At 65.7% G+C, this 26433-nt stretch carries 21 protein-coding genes; 7 read left to right on the forward strand and 14 right to left on the reverse strand.

Features of this window, described 5'->3' with window-relative positions:
• Positions 1 to 19: 19 nt before the first annotated feature.
• The 6 genes from ACQY39_RS16600 to ACQY39_RS16625 form a co-directional block, all read right to left on the reverse strand.
• Positions 20 to 2617: a FimV/HubP family polar landmark protein gene (locus ACQY39_RS16600; RefSeq protein WP_428508052.1), complete on the reverse strand. Its 2598-nt coding sequence runs from the start codon at positions 2615 to 2617 to the stop codon at positions 20 to 22.
• Between the two features lie 370 nt (positions 2618 to 2987).
• On the reverse strand, positions 2988 to 4118 hold the full coding sequence (gene asd, locus ACQY39_RS16605; protein ID WP_428508054.1) for an aspartate-semialdehyde dehydrogenase: 1131 nt from the start codon (positions 4116 to 4118) through the stop codon (positions 2988 to 2990).
• 102 nt (positions 4119 to 4220) lie between these two features.
• The gene (leuB, locus tag ACQY39_RS16610; protein ID WP_428508056.1) at positions 4221 to 5324 is read right to left on the reverse strand and encodes a 3-isopropylmalate dehydrogenase; all 1104 of its coding nucleotides are present in this window, start codon (positions 5322 to 5324) and stop codon (positions 4221 to 4223) included.
• A gap of 29 nt (positions 5325 to 5353) precedes the next feature.
• Positions 5354 to 6004 (reverse strand): 3-isopropylmalate dehydratase small subunit, encoded by a 651-nt coding sequence (gene leuD / locus ACQY39_RS16615; protein ID WP_263520090.1) that lies wholly within the window; start codon positions 6002 to 6004, stop codon positions 5354 to 5356.
• A 33-nt stretch (positions 6005 to 6037) separates the two neighbouring features.
• Positions 6038 to 7450, reverse strand: coding sequence for a 3-isopropylmalate dehydratase large subunit (gene leuC / locus ACQY39_RS16620; protein ID WP_428508058.1), 1413 nt, complete (start codon positions 7448 to 7450; stop codon positions 6038 to 6040).
• A 55-nt stretch (positions 7451 to 7505) separates the two neighbouring features.
• Complete coding sequence (locus ACQY39_RS16625; RefSeq protein ID WP_263520088.1) at positions 7506 to 8402, reverse strand: LysR family transcriptional regulator; 897 nt, start codon at positions 8400 to 8402, stop codon at positions 7506 to 7508.
• Positions 8403 to 8967: 565 nt separating this feature from the next.
• Here ACQY39_RS16625 and ACQY39_RS16630 point away from each other — a divergent pair.
• The 6 genes from ACQY39_RS16630 to ACQY39_RS16655 all read left to right on the forward strand — a co-directional run bounded on the left by ACQY39_RS16630 (position 8968) and on the right by ACQY39_RS16655 (position 15566).
• Entirely contained in the window at positions 8968 to 10983 is a 2016-nt protein-coding gene (locus tag ACQY39_RS16630) for a M13 family metallopeptidase (protein WP_428508060.1), read from the forward strand.
• Between the two features lie 173 nt (positions 10984 to 11156).
• On the forward strand, positions 11157 to 11960 hold the full coding sequence (locus tag ACQY39_RS16635; RefSeq protein WP_428508062.1) for a substrate-binding periplasmic protein: 804 nt from the start codon (positions 11157 to 11159) through the stop codon (positions 11958 to 11960).
• 87 nt (positions 11961 to 12047) lie between these two features.
• Positions 12048 to 13181, forward strand: coding sequence for an MlaE family ABC transporter permease (locus ACQY39_RS16640; protein WP_428508064.1), 1134 nt, complete (start codon positions 12048 to 12050; stop codon positions 13179 to 13181).
• Positions 13181 to 13957 (forward strand): ABC transporter ATP-binding protein, encoded by a 777-nt coding sequence (locus ACQY39_RS16645; RefSeq protein ID WP_428508066.1) that lies wholly within the window; start codon positions 13181 to 13183, stop codon positions 13955 to 13957. Before ACQY39_RS16640 ends, ACQY39_RS16645 begins: the two co-directional genes overlap by 1 nt.
• Positions 13954 to 14964 carry an MlaD family protein gene (locus ACQY39_RS16650; protein WP_428508068.1) on the forward strand — a complete coding sequence of 337 codons (1011 nt, stop codon included), beginning with the start codon at positions 13954 to 13956 and terminating at the stop codon, positions 14962 to 14964. The genes ACQY39_RS16645 and ACQY39_RS16650 overlap by 4 nt, the downstream gene beginning before the upstream one ends.
• Positions 14965 to 14981: 17 nt before the next feature.
• Positions 14982 to 15566: a PqiC family protein gene (locus tag ACQY39_RS16655; RefSeq protein ID WP_428508070.1), complete on the forward strand. Its 585-nt coding sequence runs from the start codon at positions 14982 to 14984 to the stop codon at positions 15564 to 15566.
• A gap of 17 nt (positions 15567 to 15583) precedes the next feature.
• Here the strand turns inward: ACQY39_RS16655 and ACQY39_RS16660 are convergent, their stop codons facing one another.
• The 8 genes from ACQY39_RS16660 to scpA all read right to left on the reverse strand — a co-directional run bounded on the left by ACQY39_RS16660 (position 15584) and on the right by scpA (position 25530).
• Positions 15584 to 16978 (reverse strand): 3-oxoacyl-ACP reductase, encoded by a 1395-nt coding sequence (locus ACQY39_RS16660; RefSeq protein WP_428508072.1) that lies wholly within the window; start codon positions 16976 to 16978, stop codon positions 15584 to 15586.
• 21 nt (positions 16979 to 16999) lie between these two features.
• Positions 17000 to 17458: a VOC family protein gene (locus tag ACQY39_RS16665; RefSeq protein WP_428508074.1), complete on the reverse strand. Its 459-nt coding sequence runs from the start codon at positions 17456 to 17458 to the stop codon at positions 17000 to 17002.
• Positions 17459 to 17583: 125 nt separating this feature from the next.
• Positions 17584 to 19677: an acetyl-CoA carboxylase biotin carboxylase subunit gene (locus tag ACQY39_RS16670; RefSeq protein WP_428508076.1), complete on the reverse strand. Its 2094-nt coding sequence runs from the start codon at positions 19675 to 19677 to the stop codon at positions 17584 to 17586.
• A 36-nt stretch (positions 19678 to 19713) separates the two neighbouring features.
• Positions 19714 to 20220, reverse strand: a complete 507-nt coding sequence (locus ACQY39_RS16675) for a hypothetical protein (RefSeq protein ID WP_428508078.1) — start codon at positions 20218 to 20220, stop codon at positions 19714 to 19716.
• Positions 20217 to 21749, reverse strand: a complete 1533-nt coding sequence (locus tag ACQY39_RS16680) for an acyl-CoA carboxylase subunit beta (RefSeq protein ID WP_428508080.1) — start codon at positions 21747 to 21749, stop codon at positions 20217 to 20219. The genes ACQY39_RS16675 and ACQY39_RS16680 overlap by 4 nt, the downstream gene beginning before the upstream one ends.
• Positions 21742 to 22794: a methylmalonyl Co-A mutase-associated GTPase MeaB gene (gene meaB / locus ACQY39_RS16685; RefSeq protein ID WP_428508082.1), complete on the reverse strand. Its 1053-nt coding sequence runs from the start codon at positions 22792 to 22794 to the stop codon at positions 21742 to 21744. Before meaB ends, ACQY39_RS16680 begins: the two co-directional genes overlap by 8 nt.
• Entirely contained in the window at positions 22791 to 23333 is a 543-nt protein-coding gene (locus ACQY39_RS16690) for a GNAT family N-acetyltransferase (protein ID WP_428508084.1), read from the reverse strand. The genes meaB and ACQY39_RS16690 overlap by 4 nt, the downstream gene beginning before the upstream one ends.
• A gap of 19 nt (positions 23334 to 23352) precedes the next feature.
• Entirely contained in the window at positions 23353 to 25530 is a 2178-nt protein-coding gene (scpA, locus tag ACQY39_RS16695; RefSeq protein ID WP_428508086.1) for a methylmalonyl-CoA mutase, read from the reverse strand.
• A 95-nt stretch (positions 25531 to 25625) separates the two neighbouring features.
• On the opposite strand from scpA, the gene ACQY39_RS16700 reads away from it, so the two are divergent.
• Positions 25626 to 26330, forward strand: a complete 705-nt coding sequence (locus tag ACQY39_RS16700) for a GntR family transcriptional regulator (protein ID WP_428508088.1) — start codon at positions 25626 to 25628, stop codon at positions 26328 to 26330.
• Positions 26331 to 26433: the final 103 nt, after the last annotated feature.

Below are 26433 nucleotides of genomic sequence, written 5' to 3' on the forward strand. Positions count from 1 at the left end.
TCGAAGCATGCCACAGGCTTCAGCGCAGTTCGTTGAGCATGGCCTGAGCCTTGTCGCGCAGACCGCCGCTGGTCTTGGAGATCAGCTCCTGCAGCACTTCGCGCGCTCCCTCGGTGTCACCAATCTGACGGAACTCATCGGCCAACTCCAGCTGACGCAGCAGCGGGTCGCCATCGTCCAGGCCCAGGTCAGCGATGTCCGGGATGGCCGGAGCTGCAGTGGCCGGAGCCTCCTTCATCAAGGCGTCGAACTCGGCAGCCAAATCACCCTCCAGGGCCGAAGACTCGGCGGAAGGAATGGCGGGCGTGGCCGGCAGGTCGAGGTCGATGGACGACAGGTCAAAGTCCAGCGCACCGCCGGCCGCTTCCGGCGTGACCGTGGCCGGGCGATCGTCGTCGAGATCGTCCAGATCGAATTCCAGATCGGTTCCACCGGCTTGGGTCGGCGTCGCCGGCGGCGACAGGTCGAAGTCCATGGCCATCGGGGCCTGGTCCACCGTGGTCGGCAGGGCCTGGGTGGCTTCCATGGAAATCGGCGACGGCGCAGGCGCGGCTGGCGGCGAATCCAGGTCGAGATCCAAGTCCAGATCGAACACGCTGGTCGGGCCGGTGTCCGGCGCATTGCGTCCCAGAGGCTCGGTGGCCAGATGACCGCCCGCGGTCACCGTGTGCGGCATGGTGCTGGCGTCCATGGGCTCGGGATGAACCTCGCGTCCGCTGGCCGGCAAGCTCGGCGCACCGCCCGGCTGGTAGAGCGGATTGTCCGGATCGATCTGACGGCCCAGCTCCTGAGCCTTGGCCCAGTCATCACCGCGGCCTTGCGTTTCCGCGTAGAGCTGGATGGCCAGCTGCTCAAAGCCCTTGGTGTCGCGGCGTTTGGCGTAGACCTCGAGCAGCTTGAGCCGGATGGCCATGCGCTCAGGGTTGGCCCGCAAGGCTTCCTTGAGGATTTCCTCGGCCTGCAGGTCGCGGCCATAGGCCAGGTAAACGTCGGCCTCCGCCACCGGATCGACATCACCGATGGCATCCAGCTGACTCAGCGAGTAGTTCATCGACGAGGCGCCATTGGCCGCATCGCGCGTGTCCACGCGCTGACCACCGGTGGCGCCGAAGAATGAATCCGGCTGCAGACGGCTTTCCTGGAAGCCCGTGTCAGACTTGGCCTGGGCCTTCTGATTGCGGAAACGGTAGAAACCAAAGCCGCCAGCGGCGAGCAACAGCAGTCCCGTCAGGGGCAGCAGTGGGTTGTCCAGCAACTGTTCCAGGATGCCAGGCTGAGCAACTTCGGGCGCGGCCGGCATGACCGCACTGGCCGGCTTGGAAGCGGCCGGAGCCACGGTGCTGGGCAAGGGCTTGGAAGCCACGGGCGCCGGCAGTGGGGCAGGCATGGACGCCGGCACAGGCGCAGCCACCACCGGAGCGGGTGCTGCGACGGGCGCCGGAGCCGGAGCTTGAACTGGCGCTGGCGCTGGCGCTGGCGCTGGCGCTGGCGCTGGCGCCGGAGCCGGAGCCGCCACCGGCGCAGGCGCAGGCTTGGCAGCACTGGACAGCTTTTTCAGCTCTTCCACATTGCGAGTCAACTCGGCCACGCGAGCCGCCGAGTCTTTCTTCTCGGTGTCCTTGGACACCTTGGCAAGCTTCGCATCGGCCGCAGCGGCCTTGCTCAGAGTCAGCTTGTCAGGCGTCGGCGCAGCGGCTTGTTTGCGATCTTCCACCGCAGCCTGAACCTGACCCTTGGCCTGGCGATCGCTCTCGTCTTGCTTGATCGTCGGTGCGGCACCGCTGAGTCGCTGGCGGTAGGCATTGAAGTCGGCGCTCTGCGCGCGAATCACCTGGCGAGCCTCGGCCGTGCTCAGAGAGGACACGCTGTCCGCGGAAGGCACTTGCAGCACGCTGCCGGCCTTCAAGCGATTCATATTGCCGTTGATGAAGGCGTCTTCATTGTTGCGGTAGAGGCCCACCAGCATCTGGTCCAGCGAAACACCGGCCGGCTGCGTCTTGCCGGCGATGCGCGACAGGCTGTCGCCAGGCTTGACCACATACTCGGACGCAGGCGCCTCATTGCTTCTGGCCGGGCGCACCGGCGCTTCGTTGCGCGGGCGAGCTTCAGCCACGGCGGGCGCAGGTACCGGCGCGGGTGCAGCAGGGCGCGGTTCCAGGCGCGGACGGCTGCTGGCTGGCGGCGGCGTGGCTTCGGCGGGAGCGGAGGAAATCACCGGAGCAGCGGCCACAGCAGGCGCTGCGTTGGCTGGCCTGGGGCTAGCCGGCGGATCGAACAGCAAGGTGTACTCGCGCACCAAACGGCCGCTGGCCCAGGTGAGCTCAAGAATCACATCGACAAAGGGTTCCTGAACCGCGCGGTCGCTGCTCACACGCAGCACATTGCGGCCATCGCGGCGCAAGACCTGGACCTGCGTGCCGGTGAGCACAGCGTTGTACTCAACACCGGTAGCGCGGTAAGACTCGGGCGGAGCGACACGCACCTTCAAGGTGCCCGCCTCTTCGGCGCTGATGCTGGTGATGTCGATCTCGGCCTTGAGCGTCTCGCCCAGTGCCGATTGCACGGTCAGCTTGCCCAGACCCAGGCCCCAAGCTCCGCTGCTCGCAGCAGCCAACATGGCGGCAGCCACATGAGTCAGGGAAAAACGGCCCCACGTGCGGCCCAGTGCGCTACCCACGGCGCTTTTATGTAGTTTCAAGGCATCCCCCAAAGCAACAAGGCGGGCACCAACGGGTGTCCGCCTGTTTCGACGATCACTATTCTCCGCTCAACAGCACTCACGATGCCATCCTCATGCGCCAGGTTCGCGAACCGGAAAACTCAATAGCGGCGAGCATATACGCTCAGAAGCTCAGGCAATGCCTGAAAAGCCCATTTGCCCCTGTTGAGTTTCGCCCGTCCGCCCCAGCTTGTCGCTTGGGGGCAACGTGAATGCGGGATATCACTGAGCGGGCGCGCTGCACACCCCGCTCAACGAAGCCCTCCCCTCAGCGGTCCAGCAGGATGCGCAGCATGCGGCGCAGCGGTTCGGCAGCACCCCAGAGCAGCTGGTCACCGATGGTGAAGGCACCCAGATACTCGGGACCCATGGCCAGCTTGCGCAGGCGGCCGACCGGGATCGTCATGGTGCCAGTCACGGCCACCGGGGTCAGATCCTTGATCGTGGCTTCACGCGTGTTGGGCACCACCTTCACCCACTCGTTGTCGGCGGCGATCATGGCTTCGATGTCGGCCAGGGGCACGTCCTTGTTCAGTTTGAAGGTCAGGGCCTGGCTGTGGCAGCGCATGGCGCCCACGCGCACGCAGAAACCGTCCACGGGGATGGCGCTGGAACCGAAGCCTTCGCCGATACCGAGGATCTTGTTGGTCTCGGCCATGCCCTTCCACTCTTCCTTGGATTGGCCATTGCCCAGGTCCTTGTCGATCCAGGGGATCAGCGAGCCGCCCAGTGGCACGCCAAAGTTGGCGGTCTCGGCGGCGCTCAAGGAACGCTGGGTGGCGATGACCTGGCGGTCGATTTCCAGGATGGCGCTCTTGGGGTCATCCAGCAAGGCGCGAACGGACGCATTCAGCGTGCCGTACTGCGTCAGCAGCTCGCGCATGTGCTGGGCACCGCCACCGCTGGCGGCCTGGTAGGTCTGGGTGCTCATCCACTCGACCAGCCCGGCCTTGTAGAGCGCGCCCACGCCCATCAGCATGCAGGACACGGTGCAGTTGCCGCCGACCCAGTTCTTGCCGCCCCTGGCCAGGGCATCCTTGATGACCGGCATATTGACCGGGTCCAGGATGATGACGGCGTCGGATTCCATGCGCAGCGTCGAAGCCGCGTCGATCCAGTGGCCGTTCCAGCCGGCGGCGCGCAGCTTGGGGAAAACTTCGCTGGTGTAGTCGCCGCCCTGGGCGGTGATGATGATCTCGCAACGCTTGAGCTGCTCGATGTCAAACGCGTTCTGGAGCTTGGTTTCGTTCTTGGCCTGGGCCGGGGCGGCGCCGCCGGCGTTCGAGGTGCTGAAGAACAGCGGCTCGATCAGGTCAAAGTCTTTTTCTGCGCTCATCCGGTCCATCAGGACCGAACCCACCATGCCGCGCCAGCCTACCAATCCAACAAGTGTCGTCATCGCTGTTACCTCTATCGCCCTAAAAAAGAAAAAAGCCTCTGGACTTCTTCTCCCCCGGCTCGTGTCGCCGGGGGTGTAGGGGCGAGACGAACCGGAGCTGAACTAGCCCTTCATGGTTTTGGTCGTGGTAATCGCCGTGTTCAATGCAGAAACGACAGCGTCACCCATCTCGCGCGTGCCCACCTTCTGGGTGCCCTCGCTCCAAATGTCTGCGGTGCGCAGACCTTGGGACAACACCGAGCCCACTGCGGCTTCGATACGAGCAGCAGCTTCGGGTTGGTTGAGGGAGAACTTGAGCATCATGGCAGCGGACAGGATTGTAGCCAGAGGATTGGCGATTCCCTTGCCAGCGATGTCCGGCGCGCTGCCATGGCTTGGCTCGTACAAGCCCTTGTTGTTCTTGTCCAAGGAGGCCGAGGGCAGCATGCCGATGGAGCCGGTCAACATGGCCGCCGCATCGGACAAGATGTCGCCAAACATATTGCCGGTCACCATCACATCAAAGCGCTTGGGCGCCTTGACCAGTTGCATGGCAGCGTTGTCCACGTACATATGGTCGAGTTCCACATCGGGGTACTCGGCGCCGACTTCGATCATCACGTCTTTCCAGAACTGGAAGGTCTCCAGCACATTGGCCTTGTCCACCGAGGTGACGCGCTTGTTGCGCTTGCGCGCGGCCTGGAAGGCGACATGGGCGATGCGCTCGATCTCCGGGCGCGAATAGCGCATGGTGTCGAAAGCTTCTTCGCTGCCCGGGAAATGCCCGTCCACCGCGGTGCGGCGGCCGCGCGGCTGGCCGAAGTAAATGTCGCCGGTCAGCTCACGGATGATGAGGATGTCCAGGCCGGCCACCAGCTCGGGCTTCAGGCTCGATGCGTGCGTCAGCTGCTCGTAGCAAATGGCCGGGCGGAAGTTGGCAAACAGGCCCAGATGCTTGCGCAGGCCCAGGATGGCCTGCTCGGGACGCAGGGGGCGGTCCAACTTGTCGTACTTCCAGTCGCCCACGGCGCCGAACAGGATGGCGTCGGCGTCCTTGGCCAGCTGCAGGGTGGAGTCCGGCAGGGGATGGCCAACAGCCTCGTAAGCGGCGCCGCCCACCGGCGCGGTTTCCATCTCCAGCGGCAGGTCCAGGACCTTGAGCACCTTGACGGCTTCGGCGACGATTTCGGTGCCGATGCCGTCACCGGGGAGGATTGCGATCTTCATATCTGTCCTTGAATGGATTCGCGCGGCGCTCAGGCCGACAGCTGGTGTTTGAGCCAGGGCTTGGCGGCCAGGCGCTCGGCCTCGAAGGCCTTGATCTTGTCGGCATGGCGCAGGGTCAGGCCGATGTCATCAAAACCGCCCAGCAGGCAGAACTTGCGGAAGGCCTGCACCTCGAAGGGCAGCTCCGTGCCGTCCGGCTTGATCACCACCTGACGCGGAAGATCGATGCTCAGCTGGTAGCCGGGGAAGGCAAGCACTTCGTCGAAGAGCCGCGCCACTTGTGACTCGGGCAAGACGATGGGCAGGATGCCGTTCTTGAAGCAGTTGTTGAAGAAGATGTCGGCGAAGCTGGGCGCGATCAGGGCGCGAAAGCCGTACTGCTCCAGCGCCCAGGGCGCATGCTCGCGGCTGGAGCCGCAGCCGAAATTGGCGCGCGCCAACAGCACCGAAGCGCCGGCATAGCGCGCCTGGTTGAGCACGAAATCGGGGTTGGGCCGGCGGCTGGCCGGGTCCTGACCGGGCTCGCCCGCATCCAGATAGCGCCACTCATCGAACAAGTTAGGGCCAAAGCCGCTGCGCTTGATGGACTTGAGGAACTGCTTGGGGATGATGGCGTCGGTGTCGACGTTCTCGCGGTCCATGGGGGCGACGAGGCCCTGGTGCAGGGTGAACTTTTCCATGTCTGAACTAACTCCTTGTGTTCGCCGGCTGGCTCAGCTGAGATGGCTGACGTCGACGAAATGACCGCGCATGGCGGCCGCGGCGGCCATGGCCGGGCTGACCAGATGGGTGCGGCCGCCGGCGCCCTGGCGCCCTTCAAAATTGCGGTTGCTGGTGGAGGCACAGCGCTCGCCGGGCTCCAGGCGGTCGGCATTCATGGCCAGGCACATGGAGCAGCCAGGCTCGCGCCACTCGAAACCTGCGGCCTTGAAGACCTGATCCAGGCCCTCCGCCTCGGCCTGCGCCTTGACCAGACCCGAACCCGGCACGACCAGGGCCAGCTTCACATTCGAGGCCAGGCGGCCACCGATACGGCGCACCACGGCGGCAGCCTCGCGCATGTCCTCGATGCGGCTGTTGGTGCAGGAGCCGATGAAGACCTTGTCCACATGGATGTCGGCAATCGCCTTGTTGGGCTCCAGGCTCATGTACTGCAGCGCGCGCTCGATGGCGCCGCGCTTGACCGCGTCCTTTTCCTTGTCCGGGTCGGGCACGCGGGCGTTCACGTCCAGCACCATCTCGGGCGAGGTGCCCCAGGTGACTTGCGGGCGGATCTGGCTGGCGTCCAGCTCAACCACCGCGTCGAAATGCGCGCCGGGGTCCGAGTGCAAACCGCGCCAGTACTGCACGGCCAGATCCCATTCGACGCCGCTCGGTGTGAAGGGCCGGCCCTTGACGTAGTTCAGCGTGGTCTCGTCCACGGCGATCAGGCCGGCGCGGGCGCCGGCTTCGATGGCCATATTGCAAACCGTCATGCGCCCTTCCATGGACAGCGCGCGGATGGCCGAGCCGCCGAACTCGAGGGTGTAGCCGGTGCCGCCGGCCGTGCCGATCTTGCCGATGATGGCCAGCACGATGTCCTTGGCGCCGACGCCGGGCACGACCTGACCCTCGACACGGATCAGCATGTTCTTGGCCTTCTTGGCCAGCAGGGTCTGCGTGGCCAGCACATGCTCGACCTCGGAGGTGCCAATGCCATGCGCCAGCGCGCCGAAAGCCCCATGGGTGGACGTGTGGCTATCTCCGCAGACGACGGTCATGCCGGGCAGCGTGGCGCCCTGCTCCGGGCCGATCACATGAACGATGCCCTGGCGCTTGTCGTTCATCTTGAACTGGGTCACGCCGTGGCGGTCGCAGTTCTGGTCCAGGGTGTCGACCTGCAGCTTGGAGATCGGGTCGGCGATGCCGCCGCTGCGGTCGGTGGTGGGCACATTGTGGTCGCTGACCGCCAGATTGGCGGAAAGGCGCCAGACCTTGCGCGAGGCCAAATCCAGGCCTTCAAAGGCCTGCGGGCTGGTCACCTCGTGCAGCAGATGGCGGTCGATGTAGAGCACGGCCGTGCCGTCGTCTTCGGTGTGGACGACATGCTCATCCCAGAGCTTGTCGTAGAGCGTGCGAGCAGTCATGACAGTCTTCTTTCCTTCAATGCAATCGATGAGTTCGGGGCGGCTTGATGGTCAATCAAGCCTTGGGCGGCGGTGGGCAGAGGCTGTCGACAAAGCGCTGCAGCACGGCCGGCAAGCGTTCCTGGCGCAGCACGCCCAAGCAGTACTCGCGCACGGCCCAGTCTTCGTCCAGGGCCAGCAGCTTGACGTCAAACACGCGCGAGAAGCGCTCGGCCGGCCCGCCGGGCAGCACGGCCACGCCCAGGCCGGCCTCGACCAACTGGGCAATCGCATCAAAGCCGCGCACCTGGATGCGGGCATTGAGCGTGCGGCCGAGGGCCTGGGCCTGCTGGCGCATCATTTCCTGGGCCGAGGCGCCGGCGTGCAGGCCGATCAGGTCGTAGTCCAGCAGGTCGGCAAAGCGCACGCTGTCTTGCTCCGCCAGCGCATGGCGCTTGGGCACCAGCACGGCCAGGCGGCCACGGGCGTAGGACCAGGTCTGCAGGCGGCTGTCCAGCAAGGGCGCGGTGAACACGCCGGCATCGGCCCGGCCTTCGGCCACCGCCGCCTGCACCTCGGCGCTGGTCAGGTCTTCCAGGCTGATACGGATTTGCGGGTGGCCCTGGCTGAAGGCCACCAGATCGGCCGGCAGGCATTCGGCAATCGCGCCGCTGTTGGCGGCGATGCGCAGATGGCCCTTGATGCCGCGGGCGAACTCCACCACCTCGCTCTCCAGCGCATGCAGGGAGGCATGGAGGGAACGGATGTGGCGCACCAGGGCGCGGCAGGCTTCGGTGGGCTCGACCCCGCGCGAACGGCGCTCGAACAACTGCACGCCCAGGCGGGCCTCCAGGTCGGACACCCGCTTGCTGGCCGCGGCCAGGGCCAGATGCTCCTGCTGCGCACCGCGCGTGATGGAGCGCGTCTGCTCAATGGCCAGCACGAGATTGAGGGTGGTCAGGTCAAGGCGCATGGTTGTGTCCGAGGTCTGGATTCAGGGCCGATGGACGAAGAAGCAATGTTTCAGATCGGAAAGAAGGTCGAAAGCGCGACGAGGCCTGGCTCAGTTCAAATCCAGATTGGCCCTCATGCCAGCAGCCAATACTCTGGGGATGGAATTTAGCTTTCGCCAACAACATGCGCACACCGATATTCATAATTGCATCTTCGCAGTTCACGAAGTCTAAACCAAGCAACTGCCCCTTTGTTGCGGAGCCTGAGGCCAAGGATCGCGCGCGGGCTGGCGCAGCGCGCTCGAACACGCGGCCGGCATGACACCTGCAGCTTCGGCGCAACATCGCACCCAGGCCCCGCCGCGGCACCCCGCAAACAAGGGCCGAGGTAAACCCGCGATTCGCGTGCGTTTCAGCGCCTGACTTTCGACAGCGACAAGCCATCTTCCTAAGGTGCTGCCTTCGCGGCAGTAACCGACAAGTTTCGGCCTGCTAGAGCCAGCAGTTCCGCTGCCTCGACAATCGCCGGCTTCGCGCCGACGCAAACACCTGCGCCCGGCTCCACACCATGCCTGTGAAATCGCCATGAAACTGCCCCGTCTGACCCTTCTCGCCGTCTTGCTGCAACTGGGCAGCGCCAGCCATGCCGTGGAAAACACCATCGGCCTGGACCTGCCCGGCTTCGACGCCAGCGTGCGTGTGCAGGACGATCTGTTCCGCGCCGCCAACGGCGGCTGGCTCAAGAGCACCGAGATCCCGGCCGACAAGTCCAGCTTTGGCAGTTTTGCCGTGCTGCGCGACCTGTCCGACCAACAGGTGCGCGCCATCGTCGAAGAGCTGGCACGCCAGCCGCAGCCGGCCGGCAGCGTTGCGCACAAGCTTGCCACCTTCTACACCGCCTTCCTGGACACGGCGGCCATTGACCAGGCCGGCCTGGCCCCGCTGCAGCCCCAGCTGGCCGACATCGATGCGTTGAAGACCCCGCGTGAGCTGGCCCAGTGGCTGGGCCGCATGCAAGGCCATCTGTCGACGCCCGTGGAGCTCTCGGTCGGGCCCGACTTCAAGAACCCCAGCCTGAACCTGGCGGCGGCCAGCCAGGGCGGCCTGGGCCTGCCCGGCCGCGACTACTACCTGAAGAAAGAGCCGCGCATGCTCAAGGCCCGCGCAGCCTATCTGCAGTACCTGCAAACTCTTGCCGAGCTGGCCGGCGAAGCCCAACCCGCCCGCGCCGCTGCACGCGTGCTGGCCCTGGAGACCGCGATCGCCAAGGCCCACTGGGACCCGGTGGCCAACCGCGACCCGGTCAAGGCCTACAACCCCATGAGCCCGGCCGAGCTGGCACGCAAGGCGCCCGGCTTCGACTGGGCTGCGTTCCTGGCAGCCGCCCGCCTGGGCCAGATCGACCGTCTGGTCGTGGCCCAGCCCAGCATGGCCATCGCACTGGGCCGCCTGCATGCCAAGCTGCCGCTGGCCGACTGGAAGCTTTACGCCAAGCTGCACCTGCTGGACGCGCAGGCCTCCACCCTGCCCCAGGCCTTCCGCGATGCGCGCTTTGCCTTCCGCGGCAAGGCCTTGTCCGGCGCCAGCCAGGAACAAGCGCGGTGGCAACAGGGCATGGCCCAGGTCAACGCGGCCCTGGGTGATGCCCTGGGCAAGCTCTATGTCGAGCGCCATTTCCCGGCCGGCCACAAGGCCCGCATGCAGGAGTTGGTCGGCAATCTGATGGCCGCCTTCGGGGATTCGCTGGAAGCCCTGAGCTGGATGTCGCCGCAGACGAAGCTGCAGGCGCGCGACAAGCTCAACAAGTTCACCGTCAAGATCGGCTACCCCGACCAATGGCGCGATTTCAGCGCCCTGGACGTGCGCGCCGGCGACGCCCTGGGCAACCGCCTGCGCTCGGCCGATTTCGAATGGCAGGTGCTGGCCGCCAAGGCCGGCCGGCCGGTGGACCGCAAGGAGTGGGGCATCAACCCGCAGCTGGTCAATGCCTTCTACGACCCCACGACCAACGAGATCCTTTTCCCCGCAGCCATCCTGCAGCCGCCCTTCTTTGATGCCTCGGCCGACGACGCCGCCAACTACGGGGCCATCGGTGCCGTGATCGGCCACGAGATCAGCCACGGCTTTGACGACCAGGGCAGCCAGTTTGACGGCGACGGCAAGCTCCGCAACTGGTGGACGCCGGCCGACCGCAAGGCCTTCGAGGCCGTGGCAGCCAAGCTGGTGGCCCAGTACAACGGCTACGAAGCCATCCAGGGCAAGCATGTCAACGGCGAGCTGACCCTGGGCGAAAACATCGCCGATTTGTCGGGCCTGCAAGTGGCGTACAAGGCCTACCAGCGCTCCTTGGGCGGCAAGCCCAGCCCGGTGATCGGAGGCTTCAGCGGCGAGCAGCGCTTCTTCCTGGGCTGGTCGCAGGCCTGGCGCAGCAAGATGCGCGAAGAGGCGACGCTGATGCAGGTCACCATGGACCCGCACTCGCCCGCCGAGTTCCGGGCCAATGGCGCGGCCGTCAATCACGACGGCTTCCACCAGGCCTTCGGCACCAAGGCTGGCGACAAGATGTTCAAGGGCAACGCGGAGCGCATTCGCATCTGGTGACGGTGAGCGGCCCGGCATGGGCCGCAAAAGCTCAGCACAGAACAAGATTAGGCCCAGGAATGCCCATATTCCTGGGGATGACCGGGCCGGCTTGAGCCTAGGATGCCCGGACACGGTGCAGCCAGCCGGCCACCGGTCGCAATCAGCCCTTGTTTTGTGAAAGACCCATGCTCATGCCCAAGCTCCTCCCCACTGTGAACGGCCTGGCTCTTTTCGCCCTGCTGCTCGGCCCCAGCGCCCACGTGCAAGCCGCCGACGCGGCGCCCGAGAGCCTGCACATCTGCCACGAGAACGAAGACGCTTTCCCCTGGCTGCTCAAGGACAAGCCCGGCTACAGCCAGATCATGATGGCGCAGCTGGAGAAGCAGCTGGGCACGCCGATCAAGCTCATGCCCATGCCTTGGAAGCAATGCCTGGCCGATCTGAAGAGCGGCAAGATTGACGCAGCCATGAATGCCAGCTTCAACGCCGAGCGGGCCGAGTTTGCCCATTACCCGCTCAAGCTCGACGGCGAGGCCGACGCCACCAAGCGCATGTACCGCGCCACCTATGCGCTCTACAAAGGCAAGGCGGCTGCCCTCAGCTGGGACGGCAAGGCGCTGACTGCGGCCGGCACCATCGGCGCGCAAGCCGGCTTTTCCATCGTCGCGCAGCTCAAGCAGCTGGGCGCCAAGGTTGAGGACAACGCGCCGACGGCCGACGAGCTGCTCAACCGCGTGGCCTCGGGTCGCTACCTCGCGGCCGCGCTGCAGACCACCGAAGCGGACAACTCCCTGGCCGCGCTGCCGGCCCTGCAAGGCAAGGTCGAGCGGGTGAATCCGCCATTGGTCGACAAGGCCTACTACACCATCTTCTCCAAGTCATTCTTTGCCAAGCATGGGCAGACCGCGCGTGAAGTCTGGCGCCTGCAAGGCAAGCTGCGCGAGTCGCCAGAGTTCAAGACCCAGGTCTCGCACTTGATGAAATCAGTGGACTGAGTATGTAATGCTGCGTGGCCTCGCCCGCTCGTGGTGAGGCCACGCCAGCCAACTGTTAACCTTGTCCCTGGCTGAACAGGAGCAGGTTTGGGCGATACCGCGGACAGCGCTGCAGCGAACGAAGCACAAGCGCACTGGACCCACGACGAGCAGGGCCCTCTGCTGTGCCTGAGCGGCGACTGGCGCGGCAAGAGCCGCCTGCCGGCCCGGCCCGACACCACAGCCTCCGCCTCAGCAACGCTGCCACTGCGAATCGATGGCCGCGCGCTGGTGGCCTTTGACAGCAGCCTCGCCGCTTCCCTTTGGGCCTTGAGCCGCAGCGCCCGGGCGCCGCTGGACACGCGGGACCTACCGCCGGCCTTGAGCGGCATGCTGGATCTGGCCGCCCGACAGAGTGCCGGCGACGCGCCCGGCGGCCGCCGCCGCCCGCGCTGGTTGACCCGCGTCGGTCTGGCCTGGCAGGCACGCTATCGCCGCACGCGCGACACTTTGGCTTTCACCGGCGATTTGCTGATCGCCGTCTACCGGGCCATGCGCGGCAGCACTGCCATGCGCAGCGAAGACCTGGCCCAGCAGTTGCACGCCACCGGCCCCGCCACCTTGCCCATCGTCACCCTGATCAGCTTTCTGGTCGGGCTGATCATTGCCTATATGGGCGCAGCCCAGCTGCAGCGCCTCGGCGCCCAGGCCTTCATGGCCGACCTGGTGACCATTGGCGTGGTGCGAGAAATCGCTGCCCTGATGACCGGCATCATGCTGGCCGGACGCGTCGGCGCCGCTTTCGCCGCCCAGATCGGCAGCATGCAGGCCAATGAGGAAGTCGATGCTTTGCGCGCCCTGGGCCTGAACCCGGTCGAGCATCTGGTACTGCCGCGAGTTCTGGCCATGGCCTTGATGGCCCCCTTGCTGACCACTTTTGCGGCCGTGGTGGGCATGTTGGCCGGCCTGCTGGTGGCGGTGGGCATCTTCCATGTCGAGCTGCTGGACTACCTCTACCGCAGCTCCAAGGCCATCACCCTGGCGCACGCCAGCATCGGCCTGCTCAAGGGCACGGTTTACGGCGTGCTGGTCGCCATGGCCGGCTGCCGCCAGGGCTTGCATGCCGGTCGCAGCGCCCAGGCCGTGGGCGAGGCCACCACCGCCGCGGTGGTGCAGGCCATCATCTGGATCGTCATTGCCGCCTCGGCGCTGACGATTGCTTTCCAGAGGCTGGGCTGGTGATGAAGCAAACCGCGAGCCCGCTGCTGCGTGCCGAAGGCCTGAGCCTGGCCGTGGCCGGCCGCCTCTTGATGGAGAACCTCAGCTTCGAGCTGCAGCGCGGCGAGATCCTGGTGCTGATGGGCGGCAGCGGCTGCGGCAAGAGCACGCTGATGCGCCATCTGATCGGCCTGCAGGAGCCGGCCCTAGGCCGCGTCATTTTCGGGGAGCGGGATCTGGCCGATGCCGATGTGGAGGAACTGGCCCGCCTGCGCCGCCAGTTCGGTGTGATGTTCCAAGGCGGAGCACTCTGGAGCTCGATGACGGTGGGCGAAAACGTCATGCTGCCGCTCACCGAGTTCAGCGAACTGGACGAGGACGCGGCCGAGCAGATGGCGCGCTTCAAGCTGGCCCTGGTCGGCATGGAAGGCGCGTTCGACGAGCTGCCCAGCGCCCTCAGCGGCGGCATGAAAAAGCGCGCCGCCATCGCCCGCGCCATGGCCCTGGATCCACCTCTGCTGTTTCTGGACGAGCCCTCGGCCGGCCTGGACCCGATCAGCGCCGCCAGCCTTGATGAGCTGATCCTCAATCTGCGCGATCATCTCGGCACCAGCATCGTGCTGGTGACGCATGAACTGAGCAGCATCTTCGCGGTGGCCGACCGCGCCCTCTTTCTCGACGCCAAGGAGAAGACCATGACCGCGCTCGATGCCCCGCGCCGCTTGCTGGAGTCAGGCCCCGAGACGGTGCGCCTGTTCCTGCGTCGCGGCCTCGATGAAGCAGCAGGAGCACGTGCATGAGAAAGCGTCACGGTCACCCTGCCCTGCTGGGCTTGTTTGTTGTCACGGCCCTGATCCTGCTTTTCATCGCTGTTTTTGTGATCGCCGGCGGCAAGCTGCTGGGCGGCAAGGAGCGCGTGGTGATGTATTTCCACGGCTCCATCTACGGACTGCAAATCGGCGCGCCGGTGGTGTTCCGCGGCGTGCACCTGGGCAATGTCAGCGCCATCGGCGTGGCCTACAACAATGCCAGCAATGCCGTATCCATTCCGGTCGAAGCCGAACTGGAGCGAGACATGCTCGGCAATCTCAGCGGCGAGCGCCTGCCTGGCAGCGGCGCCACCTCGCTCAAGGCCTTGGTCGATCGCGGCCTGCGCGCCCAGCTGGGCCTGCAAAGCCTGCTGACGGGCCAACTCTATGTGGACCTGGACTTTCGGCCGGACAAAACCACCACCGGGGCCGCCGTCGAGACCAGCCGCTATGTGCAGATCCCCACCGTGGCCACGCCTTTCCAGGACCTGCGCAACCAGGTGGATGGCCTGGACATCAAGCGCCTGGTCGGCGACCTCTCGGCCATCGCCAGCACCGGCCGACGCCTGATCGAAGGCCCGGAGCTCAGCCGGGCCTTGCAGGACATTGAGGCCGTGAGTGCCAATCTGCGCCGCCTCAGCACCCAGCTCGACCGCCGCGCCGGCCCCATGGGTGATGCGGCCCTGGGCGCCCTGGCAGCCACCCAGCTGGCCATGGAGCGCATGAGCCGCGCGGCCGTGACGGTCAACGAGTCGGCCGAGCGCGTGGGCAAGACCTTCAATCCCGAGGGCGCCGTGGTGCAAGACCTGCGCCGGGTCTCGACCGAGCTGGCCCGGGCCGCGGCAGCCGTGGCCGATGTGGCGCAGGATGAAGCACCGCTGAACCAGAATCTGCAACGTGCACTCAAGGACATCGCCCAGGCCGCCCGCGCCCTGCGCGAACTGGCGGACACCTTGGACCAGCAACCCGAAGCCGTACTCAAGGGCCGCGCCAAATGAGCACATTCATCAGCCGCATGAAGACGATCCCCGTCCTGATCGGGCTCAGCCTGCTGGCCGCCTGTGGCAGCTCACCCAAGGTGCAGTACTTTCAGCTGCGCGCTGAGGTGCCACCGGGCTTGGAAGCAGGAGCATTGGTGGCGCCGGCATCGCCAACGGGCATCTGGGCCCTGGGCCCGGTCCAGATTCCCGAGTACCTGGACCGCGACGCCATCGTCCGACCCAGTGGCCAGGCCACCCTGAATGTCCAGCCCACGGAGCGCTGGGCCGAGCCTCTGCGCGACGCCATCCCTCGCTTGCTGCAACAAGATCTGGCGCGCCTGCTCGGCAGCGCCCGCATCTGGCGCCTGCCCCTGCCGCCGGGACTCAGGGCCGAGCGGCAGCTGCGCGTGGACATCCAAAGGCTGGACGCTGATACCGGCCTACGCCCGCTGCTCGTGCTGCAAGCGCGCTGGACTTGGGTCGACCCCAGTGGCCGTCAGCCGCCTCAGGTGCGCGAGCAGCGCATTGAAGTGCCGGCCGGCGACGGCAGCACGGATGCACTGGTGGCGGCCCATCGCGCGGCACTGTGGACGCTGGCGACAGCCATCACAGCGAACTAGGGCCACAACCGCAGGCCTCAAGCCCCCATCAAGGCCTGACCACACACCCGCAAGGTCTGCCCCCGCACGGCGCCTGACTCGGGCAAAGCCAAGAAGGCGACGGCCTCAGCCACATCGCGGGGCTGGCCACCTTGAGACAGGGCGTTGAGGCGGCGGCCGGCTTCGCGAATGAACCAAGGGATCTGGCGAGTCATGTCTGTCTCAATGAAGCCCGGTGCCACGGCGTTGATGGTGGCGCCGCGACTGGCCAACAGAGTGCTGCGCGCGGCGACGTAGCCAATCAAGGCGGACTTGCTGGCCGCGTAATTGGTCTGACCGGCATTGCCGGCGATGCCGCTGATGGAAGACAAGCAAATTTCTCGCGCGCCGGGCGCCAGCAAATCGGCCTGATCCAGGGCCCCATCGATGGCCAAGATGGCCTGCAGATTGACAGCCAAGACCTGGCTCCACTCCGCCTCGCTCATCTTGAACAGGCTGCGGTCGCGCGTGATGCCGGCGTTGTGCACCAGCACATCGACAGCCATGCCGGGATGCTGGCGCAGCCAGTCGCAAAGCACAGTGGGCGCGGCGGCACTGGTGATGTCCAAGCTCAGGGCGTCGCCCTGGATGCGCCGCGCCAGTTCGCGCAAATGCGACTCGGCCGAGGGCACATCGATGCACAGCACGCGGGCGCCCTCCTCGGCCAGGCGCTCGGCGGTGGCGGCGCCTAGACCACGCGCGGCGCCGGTAACCACGGCCAAGCGCTCACGCAAGCGCCCCGGGACCGTGGGGAAGTCAGGAGCCGCAGGTACCCCCAGACCGGCCTCCAAGCGCAGGATCCGACCGGACACGTAGGCGCTGCGCGAGGAGCAAAAGAAGCGCAATGGCCCCAGCAAGCCGCCCACAGTCGCAGCCGGCACTTGCAACGCATTGACGGTGGCTGCGTGGCTGCGGCCCAGCTCCTTGGCCAGGCTGCGCACAAAGCCTTCGATACCTTGGGCGGCCGCCGCGGCCTCGGGTGAGATGCGAGCGGCGTCCAGCGGACAGGGCGCCAGCAACAAGAGCTTGGCGCAAGGCGCCAGGCGGCGCAGCAGCGGCGCAAAGAAGGTACGCAACTGAGCAAGGGATGCAACCTCTCGGCAACCGGTGGCATCAAACACGGCGATGTCGACGCGAGCTGTCGCATCGGAGGCCAGCTCCGTCTCCATCACCAGGCTGGCACCCAAAGCTTGGAGCAAGCCTCGAGCAGATTGGCCAGCATGCCCACCCGGCATGGCCGCCAACACCAGGCGGCGGCCATGCAGCTCGTCGCCGCGGTAGGGACCTGTCTCGCGGCGCAAGGCGCGCGGGCGCGGCAGGCCGAGCGCGCGCACGAGTGGGCCCGTCAAGTGGCCGGCGGCCAGACCGATCAGAGGATCAGATGTTGTGACCATGGCTGTCCGTTGATTGCCCAATCATCCAAGGGCTGCGACAACCTCTGCGGGCGCCTGCACCAACTCGATCAACACGCCTTCGCCACCGATCGGAAACTCGGCGCTGGACTTGGGGTGGATGAAGCAGATGTCGTAGCCGGCCGCGCCCTTGCGGATGCCACCCGGCGCGAAGCGCACGCCGTTCGCCGTCATCCACTCGACGGCCTTGGGCAGGTCGTCCACCCACAGGCCGACATGGTTGAGCGGCGTGGTGTGCACGGCCGGTTTCTTCTCGGGATCGAGCGGCTGCATCAGATCGACTTCGACCTTGTGCGGTCCCTGGCCGATGGCGCAGATGTCCTCGTCGACGTTCTCGCGCTCGGAGACGAAGTTGCCGGTGACCTCAAGACCCAGCACATCGACCCAGAGCTTGCGCAAGGCCTGCTTGTCGGGGCCACCGATGGCAATCTGCTGGATGCCGAGGATCTTGTAGGGCTTCATGTTTGGTACACCACAAAAGGAAATGTTTCAATCGGTTTGCTGAGCAGGGGAAGAGGAAATGAACGTGTGAACAGGTGAGCGGCGCTGCGCGCCTGGTGAACCATTCACCTGTTCACCCATCAACCTCACTCAAAACGCAGGATCAGCTGATCCACCGACAGGCTCTCGCCCACCTTGGCCAGCACCTCGGCCACCTTGAGGTCGCGTTCGGCGATCAAGATGTTCTCCATCATCTTCATGGCCTCGATCACGGCCAGGCGTTCGCCGGCCTGCACCGTCTGCCCGGGCTGCGCGGCGATCTGCACCAGCAGGCCCGGCATGGGCGAGAGCAGGAACTTGCTGGTGTCCGGCGGTGCCTTGAATGGCATCAAGGCCTGCAGCTCGGCCGCGCGCGGCGAGAGCACATTGACGAGGATGGCGTAGCCGTTGTGCTGCAGGCGGTAGGCGAGCGGCTGCTTGGCCGTGCCGCGCTCGGCCTGGGCCACAAAAGGCTGGCCGTTGACGGTGCCGGTCAGGCGGATGTCGTTCAGGCGCGAGTTGCAGACGATGCGATAGCTCTTGGCCTCGGCGCCTTCACCGACGCGTACCAGCGCCTCGCCCAGATTGCCGACGAACTCGGAGATGTGCAGGGCGTGGCGGGCCTGTTGACCGGCCGTGCCCTCGGACACAAGGGCCACGTAGTCGTGCTCAATGCGCACCTCATGGCCCGGCAGCTGGCCGCTGATGCCGGCCTCGCGCTCGCGCGCCTTGCGGCGGATGAAGCCGGCCAGGGCGACCAGGAACAGCGGATCGCTGTGCGGCACATCCTCAGCGCGGAAGCCACCACCGTAGTGCTGGGCGATGAAGCCTGTGTTGAAGTTGCCGGACTTGAAATCCTCATGCGCCAGCAGGGCCGACTGGAAGGGGATGTTGCTGGAGATGCCGCGGATGACAAAGCCATTCAGGGCTTCCCGCATCTTGGCGATGGCATCGTTGCGGTCACGGCCGTGGACGATGAGCTTGGCGATCATCGAGTCGTAGAACATCGGGATCTCGCCGCCTTCGTAGACGCCGGTATCGACCCGGACTCCGCCAAAATTCTCAGAGGCATAACTCTCACCCTGCAGGGTCAGCGTGCCCTGCTCCAGATTGGCCTGCGGCGGCTGGTACTTGACCAGGCGGCCGGTGGAGGGCAGAAAGTTGCGGAAGGGGTCTTCGGCATTGATGCGGCACTCGATCGCCCAGCCTTCGCGCTTGATGTCCTCCTGCTTGAGGCTCAGCGGCTCGCCGGCGGCCACACGGATCATCTGCTCGACCAGGTCCAGGCCGGTGATGCACTCGGTCACCGGGTGCTCCACCTGCAGGCGGGTGTTCATCTCCAGGAAGTAAAAGCTCTGGTCCTTGCCGACCACGAACTCCACCGTGCCGGCGCTCTGGTAGTTCACCGCCTTGGCCAAGGCCACGGCCTGCTCGCCCATGGCCTTGCGGGTGGCTTCGCTGATGAAGGGCGACGGCGCCTCTTCGATCACCTTCTGGTGGCGGCGCTGGATGGAGCATTCGCGCTCCCACAGGTAGAGCGTGTTGCCCTGGCTGTCGCCCAGCACCTGGATCTCGATGTGGCGCGGCTCCTCGACAAACTTCTCCATGAAGACGCGGTCGTCGCCGAAGCTGTTGCGGGCCTCGTTGCGGCAGCTGCTGAAGCCTTCGAAGCATTCCTTGTCATTGAAGGCCACGCGCAAGCCCTTGCCACCACCGCCGGCGCTGGCCTTGATCATCACCGGGTAGCCGATGCCCTGGGCGATCTTGACGGCTTCTTCAGGCGAGAGGATGGGCTCGTTGTAGCCCGGGATGGTGTTGACCTGGGCCGCGTTGGCCAGCTTCTTGGAGGCGATCTTGTCGCCCATGGCGGCAATCGAGCCATGCTTGGGGCCGATGAAGGCGATGCCCTCTTCCTCGACCCGGCGCGCGAATTCTTCGTTCTCGCTCAGAAAGCCGTAGCCGGGGTGAATGGCCTGCGCGCCGGTCTGCTTGGCCGCCGCAATGATCTTGTCGGCCACCAGATAGGACTCGCGGCTGGGCGCCGGACCCAGCAGCACGGCCTCATCGGCCAGCTCCACATGGCGAGCGTCCTTGTCGGCCTCGGAGTAGACGGCCACGGTCTTGATGCCCATCTTGCGCGCAGTCTTGATAACTCGGCAAGCAATCTCACCCCGGTTCGCAATCAGAATCTTGTCAAACATGATGTCTTGTCCCCATCAAAAATTGTTCGGTCGGCGTCAACGCTGTGCGGAAAAACGCAGGCGCCCAGCCAGGCAGAGATCGGTCCACTCGACGACGCGGCGCTCGATCCAGGCGGCGCCCTGTCCCTTGGCCGCTGCGGCGCCCTGGTATGCAAAGCTCAGCATGGCCGGAGCGCGCTGCGCGTACTCGCTGCCATCGCTGAGCGCGCCTTCGCGCTGCAGATCGGCCAGGGCCTGGCTGCGCGACAGGCCATCGACTCGGTAGAGCAGGATCACCGGCAGGCTGGCCAGATCGTTGCCGCAGGCTTCCACGCGGCTGGCGGCCGATGCGCCGTAGCGCTGCAAGGCGCATTCGGCGAACAACTGCTGCGCCGAGGCGCTTTCCGGCGCAGACGCGGCCAGGGCCTCAGCCATGGCAGAAGACGCATGGGCCTGGGCATGAGCCGCCACGCAGTCCGCCGCCGGCACTGCCGCATGCACCGGCAAGCCGCCGCCCAGAAGCATCAGCCCAGTCCACACCACAAGCGCCTTGGCGTCTCTCACAGCGGAATGTTCCCGTGCTTGCGCCAGGGGTTGTCCAGCTTCTTGTCCTTGAGCATGACCAGGGAGCGGCAGATGCGCTTGCGGGTCTCATGCGGCTGGATCACATCGTCGATGAAGCCGCGCGCGCCAGCGACAAAGGGGTTGGCAAAGCGGGCCTTGTACTCCGCTTCCTTGGCGGCCAGCTTCTCGGGATCGCCCTTGTCCTCGCGGAAGATGATCTCGACCGCCCCCTTGGCACCCATCACCGCGATTTCGGCGTTAGGCCAGGCGAAGTTGACGTCGCCGCGCAGGTGCTTGGAGGCCATCACATCGTAGGCGCCGCCGTAGGCTTTGCGGGTGATGACGGTCACCTTGGGCACCGTGCACTCGGCATAGGCATACAGCAGCTTGGCGCCATGCTTGATGATGCCGCCGTACTCCTGGCTGGTTCCGGGCATGAAGCCGGGCACATCGACAAAGGTGATCACCGGGATGCTGAAGGCATCACAGAAGCGCACAAAGCGCGCGGCCTTGATGGAGCTCTTGATGTCCAGGCAGCCGGCCAGCACGAGCGGCTGGTTGGCGACGATGCCCACCGTCTGGCCTTCCATGCGGGCAAAGCCGGTCAGGATGTTCTTGGCGTAGTCGGGCTGCAGCTCGAAGAAGTCGCCGTCGTCGACCGTCTTCTGGATCAGCTCCTTCATGTCATAGGGCTTGTTCGGATTCTCCGGCACCAGGGTGTCGAGTGAATAATCGAGCCGGTTGCCAGGGTCGCCGCTGGGCCGGGTCGGCGCCTTCTCGCGGTTGTTCAGCGGTAGGTAGTTGAAGAAGCGGCGCAGCATCAGGATGGCTTCGACATCGTTTTCGAAGCTGAGGTCGGCCACACCGCTCTTGCTGGTGTGCGTGCCGGCGCCGCCGAGCTCTTCGGCCGTCACTTCCTCGTGCGTCACCGTCTTCACCACCTCGGGCCCGGTCACGAACATATAGCTCGAGTCCTTGACCATGAAGATGAAGTCGGTCATGGCCGGCGAGTAGACCGCGCCGCCTGCGCATGGGCCCATGATCATGCTGATCTGCGGAATCACGCCCGAGGCCAGCACATTCTTCTGGAACACATCGGCATAGCCGCCCAGGGAGGCCACGCCTTCCTGGATGCGTGCGCCGCCCGAGTCATTGAGGCCGATCACCGGCGCGCCGACCTTCATGGCCTGGTCCATGACCTTGCAAATCTTCTCGGCATGCGCCTCGGACAAGGCGCCGCCGAAGACGGTGAAGTCCTGGCTGAAGCTGAAAGCAAGGCGACCGTTGATCATGCCGTAGCCGGTGACCACGCCGTCGCCGGGGATCTTGTTGTCGGCCATGCCGAAATCCACGCAGCGGTGTTCGACAAACATGTCCCATTCTTCGAAGGTGCCTTCGTCGAACAGCAGCTCCAGGCGCTCGCGCGCCGTCAGCTTGCCTTTTTTGTGCTGGGCGGCAATGCGCTTTTCGCCGCCGCCCAGACGGGCCTGGGCACGTTTTTCTTCCAGCCTTTGTTGGATGTCATGCATGGGGTGTGTCTCCGGAGAAGAAATTCAACAGTTGGCGTGCTGCGGTCGAGGGCGCCAGGCGGCCTTGCAGCACATCTTCGGTGATCTGGGGCAGCTGGGCACTCACGGCCGGCGAGGCGGCAAACTGCTGGCGCAAGCCGGCATGGATGCGCTCCCACATCCAACTCTGCGCCTGTTGCTGGCGTTTGGCCAGCCAGTGGCCTTGGGTCAGTTGCAATTCGCGGTAAGCCGTCACCTGGGCCCAGAAGCGCTCCAGGCCTTCGCCCTGCTCGGGCTTGAGCGCGCTGAGCTGCATCACCTGCGGGTGCCAGGTCTTGCCCGCCGTGGCGTGGTCCGTGTGGCTGTGGCCATGGAAGCCGTAGATCCGCAGGCTGGAGCCGATCTGCGCCTGGGCGCGGGTGGCGGCGGCCCAATCGAGATCGGCTTTGTTGATAACGACCAGATCGGCCAGCTCCATCACGCCCTTCTTGATCGCCTGCAAATCATCGCCGGCATTGGGCAGCTGCAGCAGCACATACATGTCCGTCATGCCGGCCACGGCGGTTTCGCTCTGGCCCACACCGACGGTCTCGACGATGACCACATCAAAACCAGCCGCTTCGCAGACCAGCATGGCCTCGCGCGTTTTCTCGGCCACGCCGCCCAGGGTGCCGCTGCTGGGGCTGGGGCGGATGTAGGCGCGCTCGTCCATCGAGAGCCGCTCCATGCGGGTCTTGTCGCCGAGGATGGAGCCGCCCGAGACGCTGCTGCTCGGGTCCACGGCCAGCACGGCGACGCGGTGGCCGCGTGCGATCAGAAAGAGGCCCAGTGCTTCGATGAAGGTGCTCTTGCCCACGCCGGGCACGCCCGAGATGCCGAGGCGAAAGCTCTTGCCTGTGTGCGGCAGCAGCTCGGTCAGCAAGGCATCGGCTTGGACGCGGTGATCGCGGCGCGTCGACTCCAGCAAGGTGATGGCCTTGGCCATGGCCCGGCGCTGCTGCGGGCCGTGGCCGGCCAGCAGGGCCGGCGCCAGGCTGGTGCTGGGGTTGTGCCAGGCAACCGTCATGCGCGCCCCGGTCGCTCACCTTGCACGCCCGACCAGACTGGCGCAATGCCGTCCGGCACCTGAGCCAGGCGAGCCTCCTCACCTGCGACAGGCAAGCGCCAGAGGTAGTCGATGTCGAACTCGCTCTCGCCCACCGCTTTGAAGCCGTGACGCAGATAGAACCGGTTGGCATCACTGAGCTTGAGGGCCGAGAGGCTGAGGCTCAGGCCCGCCCGCCGCGCCTGGTCCTTGGCCCAGCTGAGCACCCAGGAGCCGAGGCCCTGGCCTTGTGCCGCGGGCTGCAGATACAGCTGCTCCAGGCGCAAGACCGGGGTTTCACCCGCGGGCGTTTCGCGCAGCATCAAGAACCCGACCCGCTCGTTGCCGCGGCAGATATGGCGCATGGTCGCCGGGTCGAACAAAGTCTGGAATCGCTCACGGCTGCGCGCCAGGTCATAGCGGCCCAGACGCTCCAGGCTGGGCCGCAAGGCCTCCATGCGCAATTGAAACAGCGCGTCCAGATCTTCGGCCGCCACCGGCTGCAGCTGATAAGCACTCATGCGCGGCTCCGTGCGCCGGTCACGCCGCAGCGGCCGTCAGCGACTTGCGGATCTGCTCCAGCACATCCTTGGCGCTGGCCGGGATGGGGGTGCCGGGGCCGTAAATGCCCTTGACGCCGGCCTCATAGAGCATGTCGTAGTCCTGCGCCGGAATCACGCCGCCGACGAAGACGATGATGTCATCGGCACCTTGTTCCTTCAGAGCGGCGATGATGGCCGGCACCAGGGTCTTGTGACCGGCGGCCAGGGTCGAGATGCCAACCGCATGCACATCGTTCTCGATCGCTTGGCGGGCGCATTCCTCGGGGGTCTGGAACAGCGGGCCAATGTCCACATCAAAACCCAGATCGGCATAGGCCGTGGCCACCACCTTGGCGCCGCGGTCGTGGCCGTCCTGGCCCAGCTTGGCCACCATCACGCGCGGGCGGCGTCCATGGGCGTCAGCAAAGGCCTTGATCTCGTCCTGCAGCTTGGCCCAGCCCTCGGCCGAGTCATAAGCCGCGGCATAAACGCCGGTGACCTTTTGCGTGTCGGCACGGTGGCGACCATAGACGGCCTCCAGCGCATCGCTGATCTCGCCCACCGTGGCGCGCAGGCGCACGGCCTGGATGCTCAGGTCCAGCAGATTGCCTTGGCCGGACTTGGCGGCTTCGGTCAGGGCATTGAGTGCGGCTTGAACGGCGGCACTGTCGCGGCTGGACTTGATGGCCTTGAGCCGCTCAATCTGGCCGTCACGCACACGGACATTGTCGACATCGAGGATCTCGATCTTGTCTTCCTTGGCCAGCTTGTACTTGTTGACGCCGACGATGACATCGCGGCCCGAGTCGATGGCCGCCTGCTTCTCGGCCGCACTGGCCTCGATCTTGAGCTTGGCCCAGCCGCTGTCCACCGCCTTGACCATGCCGCCCATGGCCTCGACCTCTTCGATGATGGACCAAGCCTTGTCGGCCATATCCTGTGTCAAAGACTCCATCATGTAGCTGCCGGCCCAGGGGTCGATCACGCTGGTGATGTGGGTCTCTTCCTGGATGATGAGCTGGGTGTTGCGGGCGATGCGCGATGAAAACTCGGTGGGCAGGGCAATCGCCTCGTCCAGCGAATTGGTGTGCAGGCTTTGCGTGCCGCCGAAGACCGCGGCCATGGCCTCGATGGTGGTGCGCACCACATTGTTGTAGGGGTCTTGCTCAGTGAGGCTCCAGCCCGAGGTCTGGCTGTGGGTGCGCAGCATCAGGCTCTTGGGGTTCTTGGCCTCGAAGCCCTTCATGATCCGGCACCAGAGCAAGCGCGCCGCCCGCATCTTGGCGATCTCCAGATAGAAGTTCATGCCCACCGCCCAGAAGAAGGACAGGCGCGGCGCGAAGTCATCGACATCCAAGCCCTTGGCCAGGGCGGTCTTCACATACTCCTTGCCGTCGGCCAGGGTGAAGGCCAATTCCAGCGCCTGATTGGCGCCGGCTTCCTGCATGTGGTAACCGGAGATCGAGATCGAGTTGAACTTGGGCATCTTCTGCGCCGTGTACTCGATGATGTCGCCGATGATCTTCATCGAGGGCTCGGGCGGGTAGATGTAGGTGTTGCGGACCATGAACTCCTTGAGGATGTCGTTCTGGATGGTGCCGCTCAACTTGTCCTGCGAAACGCCCTGCTCCTCCGCCGCCACCACATAGCCCGCCAGCACCGGCAGCACGGCGCCGTTCATGGTCATGGAGACGGACACCTTGTCGAGCGGGATCTCGTTGAAGAGGATCTTCATGTCCTCGACCGAGTCGATCGCCACGCCGGCCTTGCCGACATCGCCGGTCACGCGCGGGTGGTCGCTGTCGTAGCCGCGGTGGGTGGCCAGATCGAATGCGACTGACACGCCCTGCCCGCCAGCCGCCAAGGCCTTGCGGTAGAAGGCATTGCTTTCTTCGGCGGTAGAGAAGCCCGCGTACTGGCGGATGGTCCAGGGCCGCACCGCATACATGGTGGCCTGCGGGCCGCGCAGAAAGGGCTCGAAACCGGGCAAGGTGTCGGCATAGGGCAGGCCCGCCGTGTCGGCCGCGGTGTAGAGCGGCTTGACCGTCAGGCCTTCGGGCGTGTGCCAGTTCAGGGCCGAGACATCGCCCCCAGGGGCGGATTTGGCGGCGGCTTTTTCCCACTGCGCCAGCGTGGCTTGCGGGAATTCGAACGCTTGCTTTTTGGATTCAGACATCTCTTGGCTCCTGCGGACGCTCCATCATAGCGCGGCCATCATTCATAATTATAAATTCAGAATTGACGCTACACTGACGGCGACGGACCCCCACCATGCCTGCCGAACCTCGCTCGATCAAGCCCAGCCCGGCACTCGGAACGGCCGCTCCGGCCATCCCGCTTGCCCACGCACTGGCCCACCGCGCTCTCTATCAAGAAGTAGCGGAACATCTGCGCCAACAAATCTTCAGTCGCCAACTGGAGCCCGGCGCCTGGATCGACGAACTCAAACTCTGCGGCGAACTGGGCATCAGCCGAACGCCCATGCGCGAGGCGCTCAAGGTGCTGGCCGTCGAAGGCCTGGTGACCATGAAACTGCGCCGCGGCGCCTATGTCACCGAGATGAGCGAGCGCGATGTACGCGAGGCCTACCAGCTGCTGGCCCTGCTCGAGAGCGACGCGGCCGCCCGCGTGGCCGCCCAGGGCAGCGATACCGACCTGGCCGAGTTGCAGGCCCTGCATGAGGAGCTGGAGCGCCAAGTGGCCGAGCGCGACGCTTTCTTCGCCGCCAACGAGCGCTTTCATCTGCGCCTGCTGGAAATCGAGGCCAACCGCTGGCGCCAGCAGATCGTCACCGACCTGCGGCGCGTCATGAAGTTGAACCGCCACCACTCGCTGTTTAAACAGGGCCGGCTGCAGGACTCGCTGAAAGAGCACCGCATGCTGATGAAAGCCCTGCGTGAGCGGCACGCCGACGAAGCCGCCCGACTGATGCGGGCCCACTTCGACAACGGCCTGGCTGCCGCGACGCAGGCCTGAGCCAAGCCGGCCAAAGCCCTGAATTGGGCCGATAGCGCCCCGCTCCACTGCCTCTTCGCGCCCTGGCATGGCGTGCAAACTGCACGGCATTCGGGTCCTCAGA

The organism is Roseateles sp. (assembly GCF_965262435.1).
GTDB lineage: Bacteria > Pseudomonadota > Gammaproteobacteria > Burkholderiales > Burkholderiaceae_C > Paucibacter_A.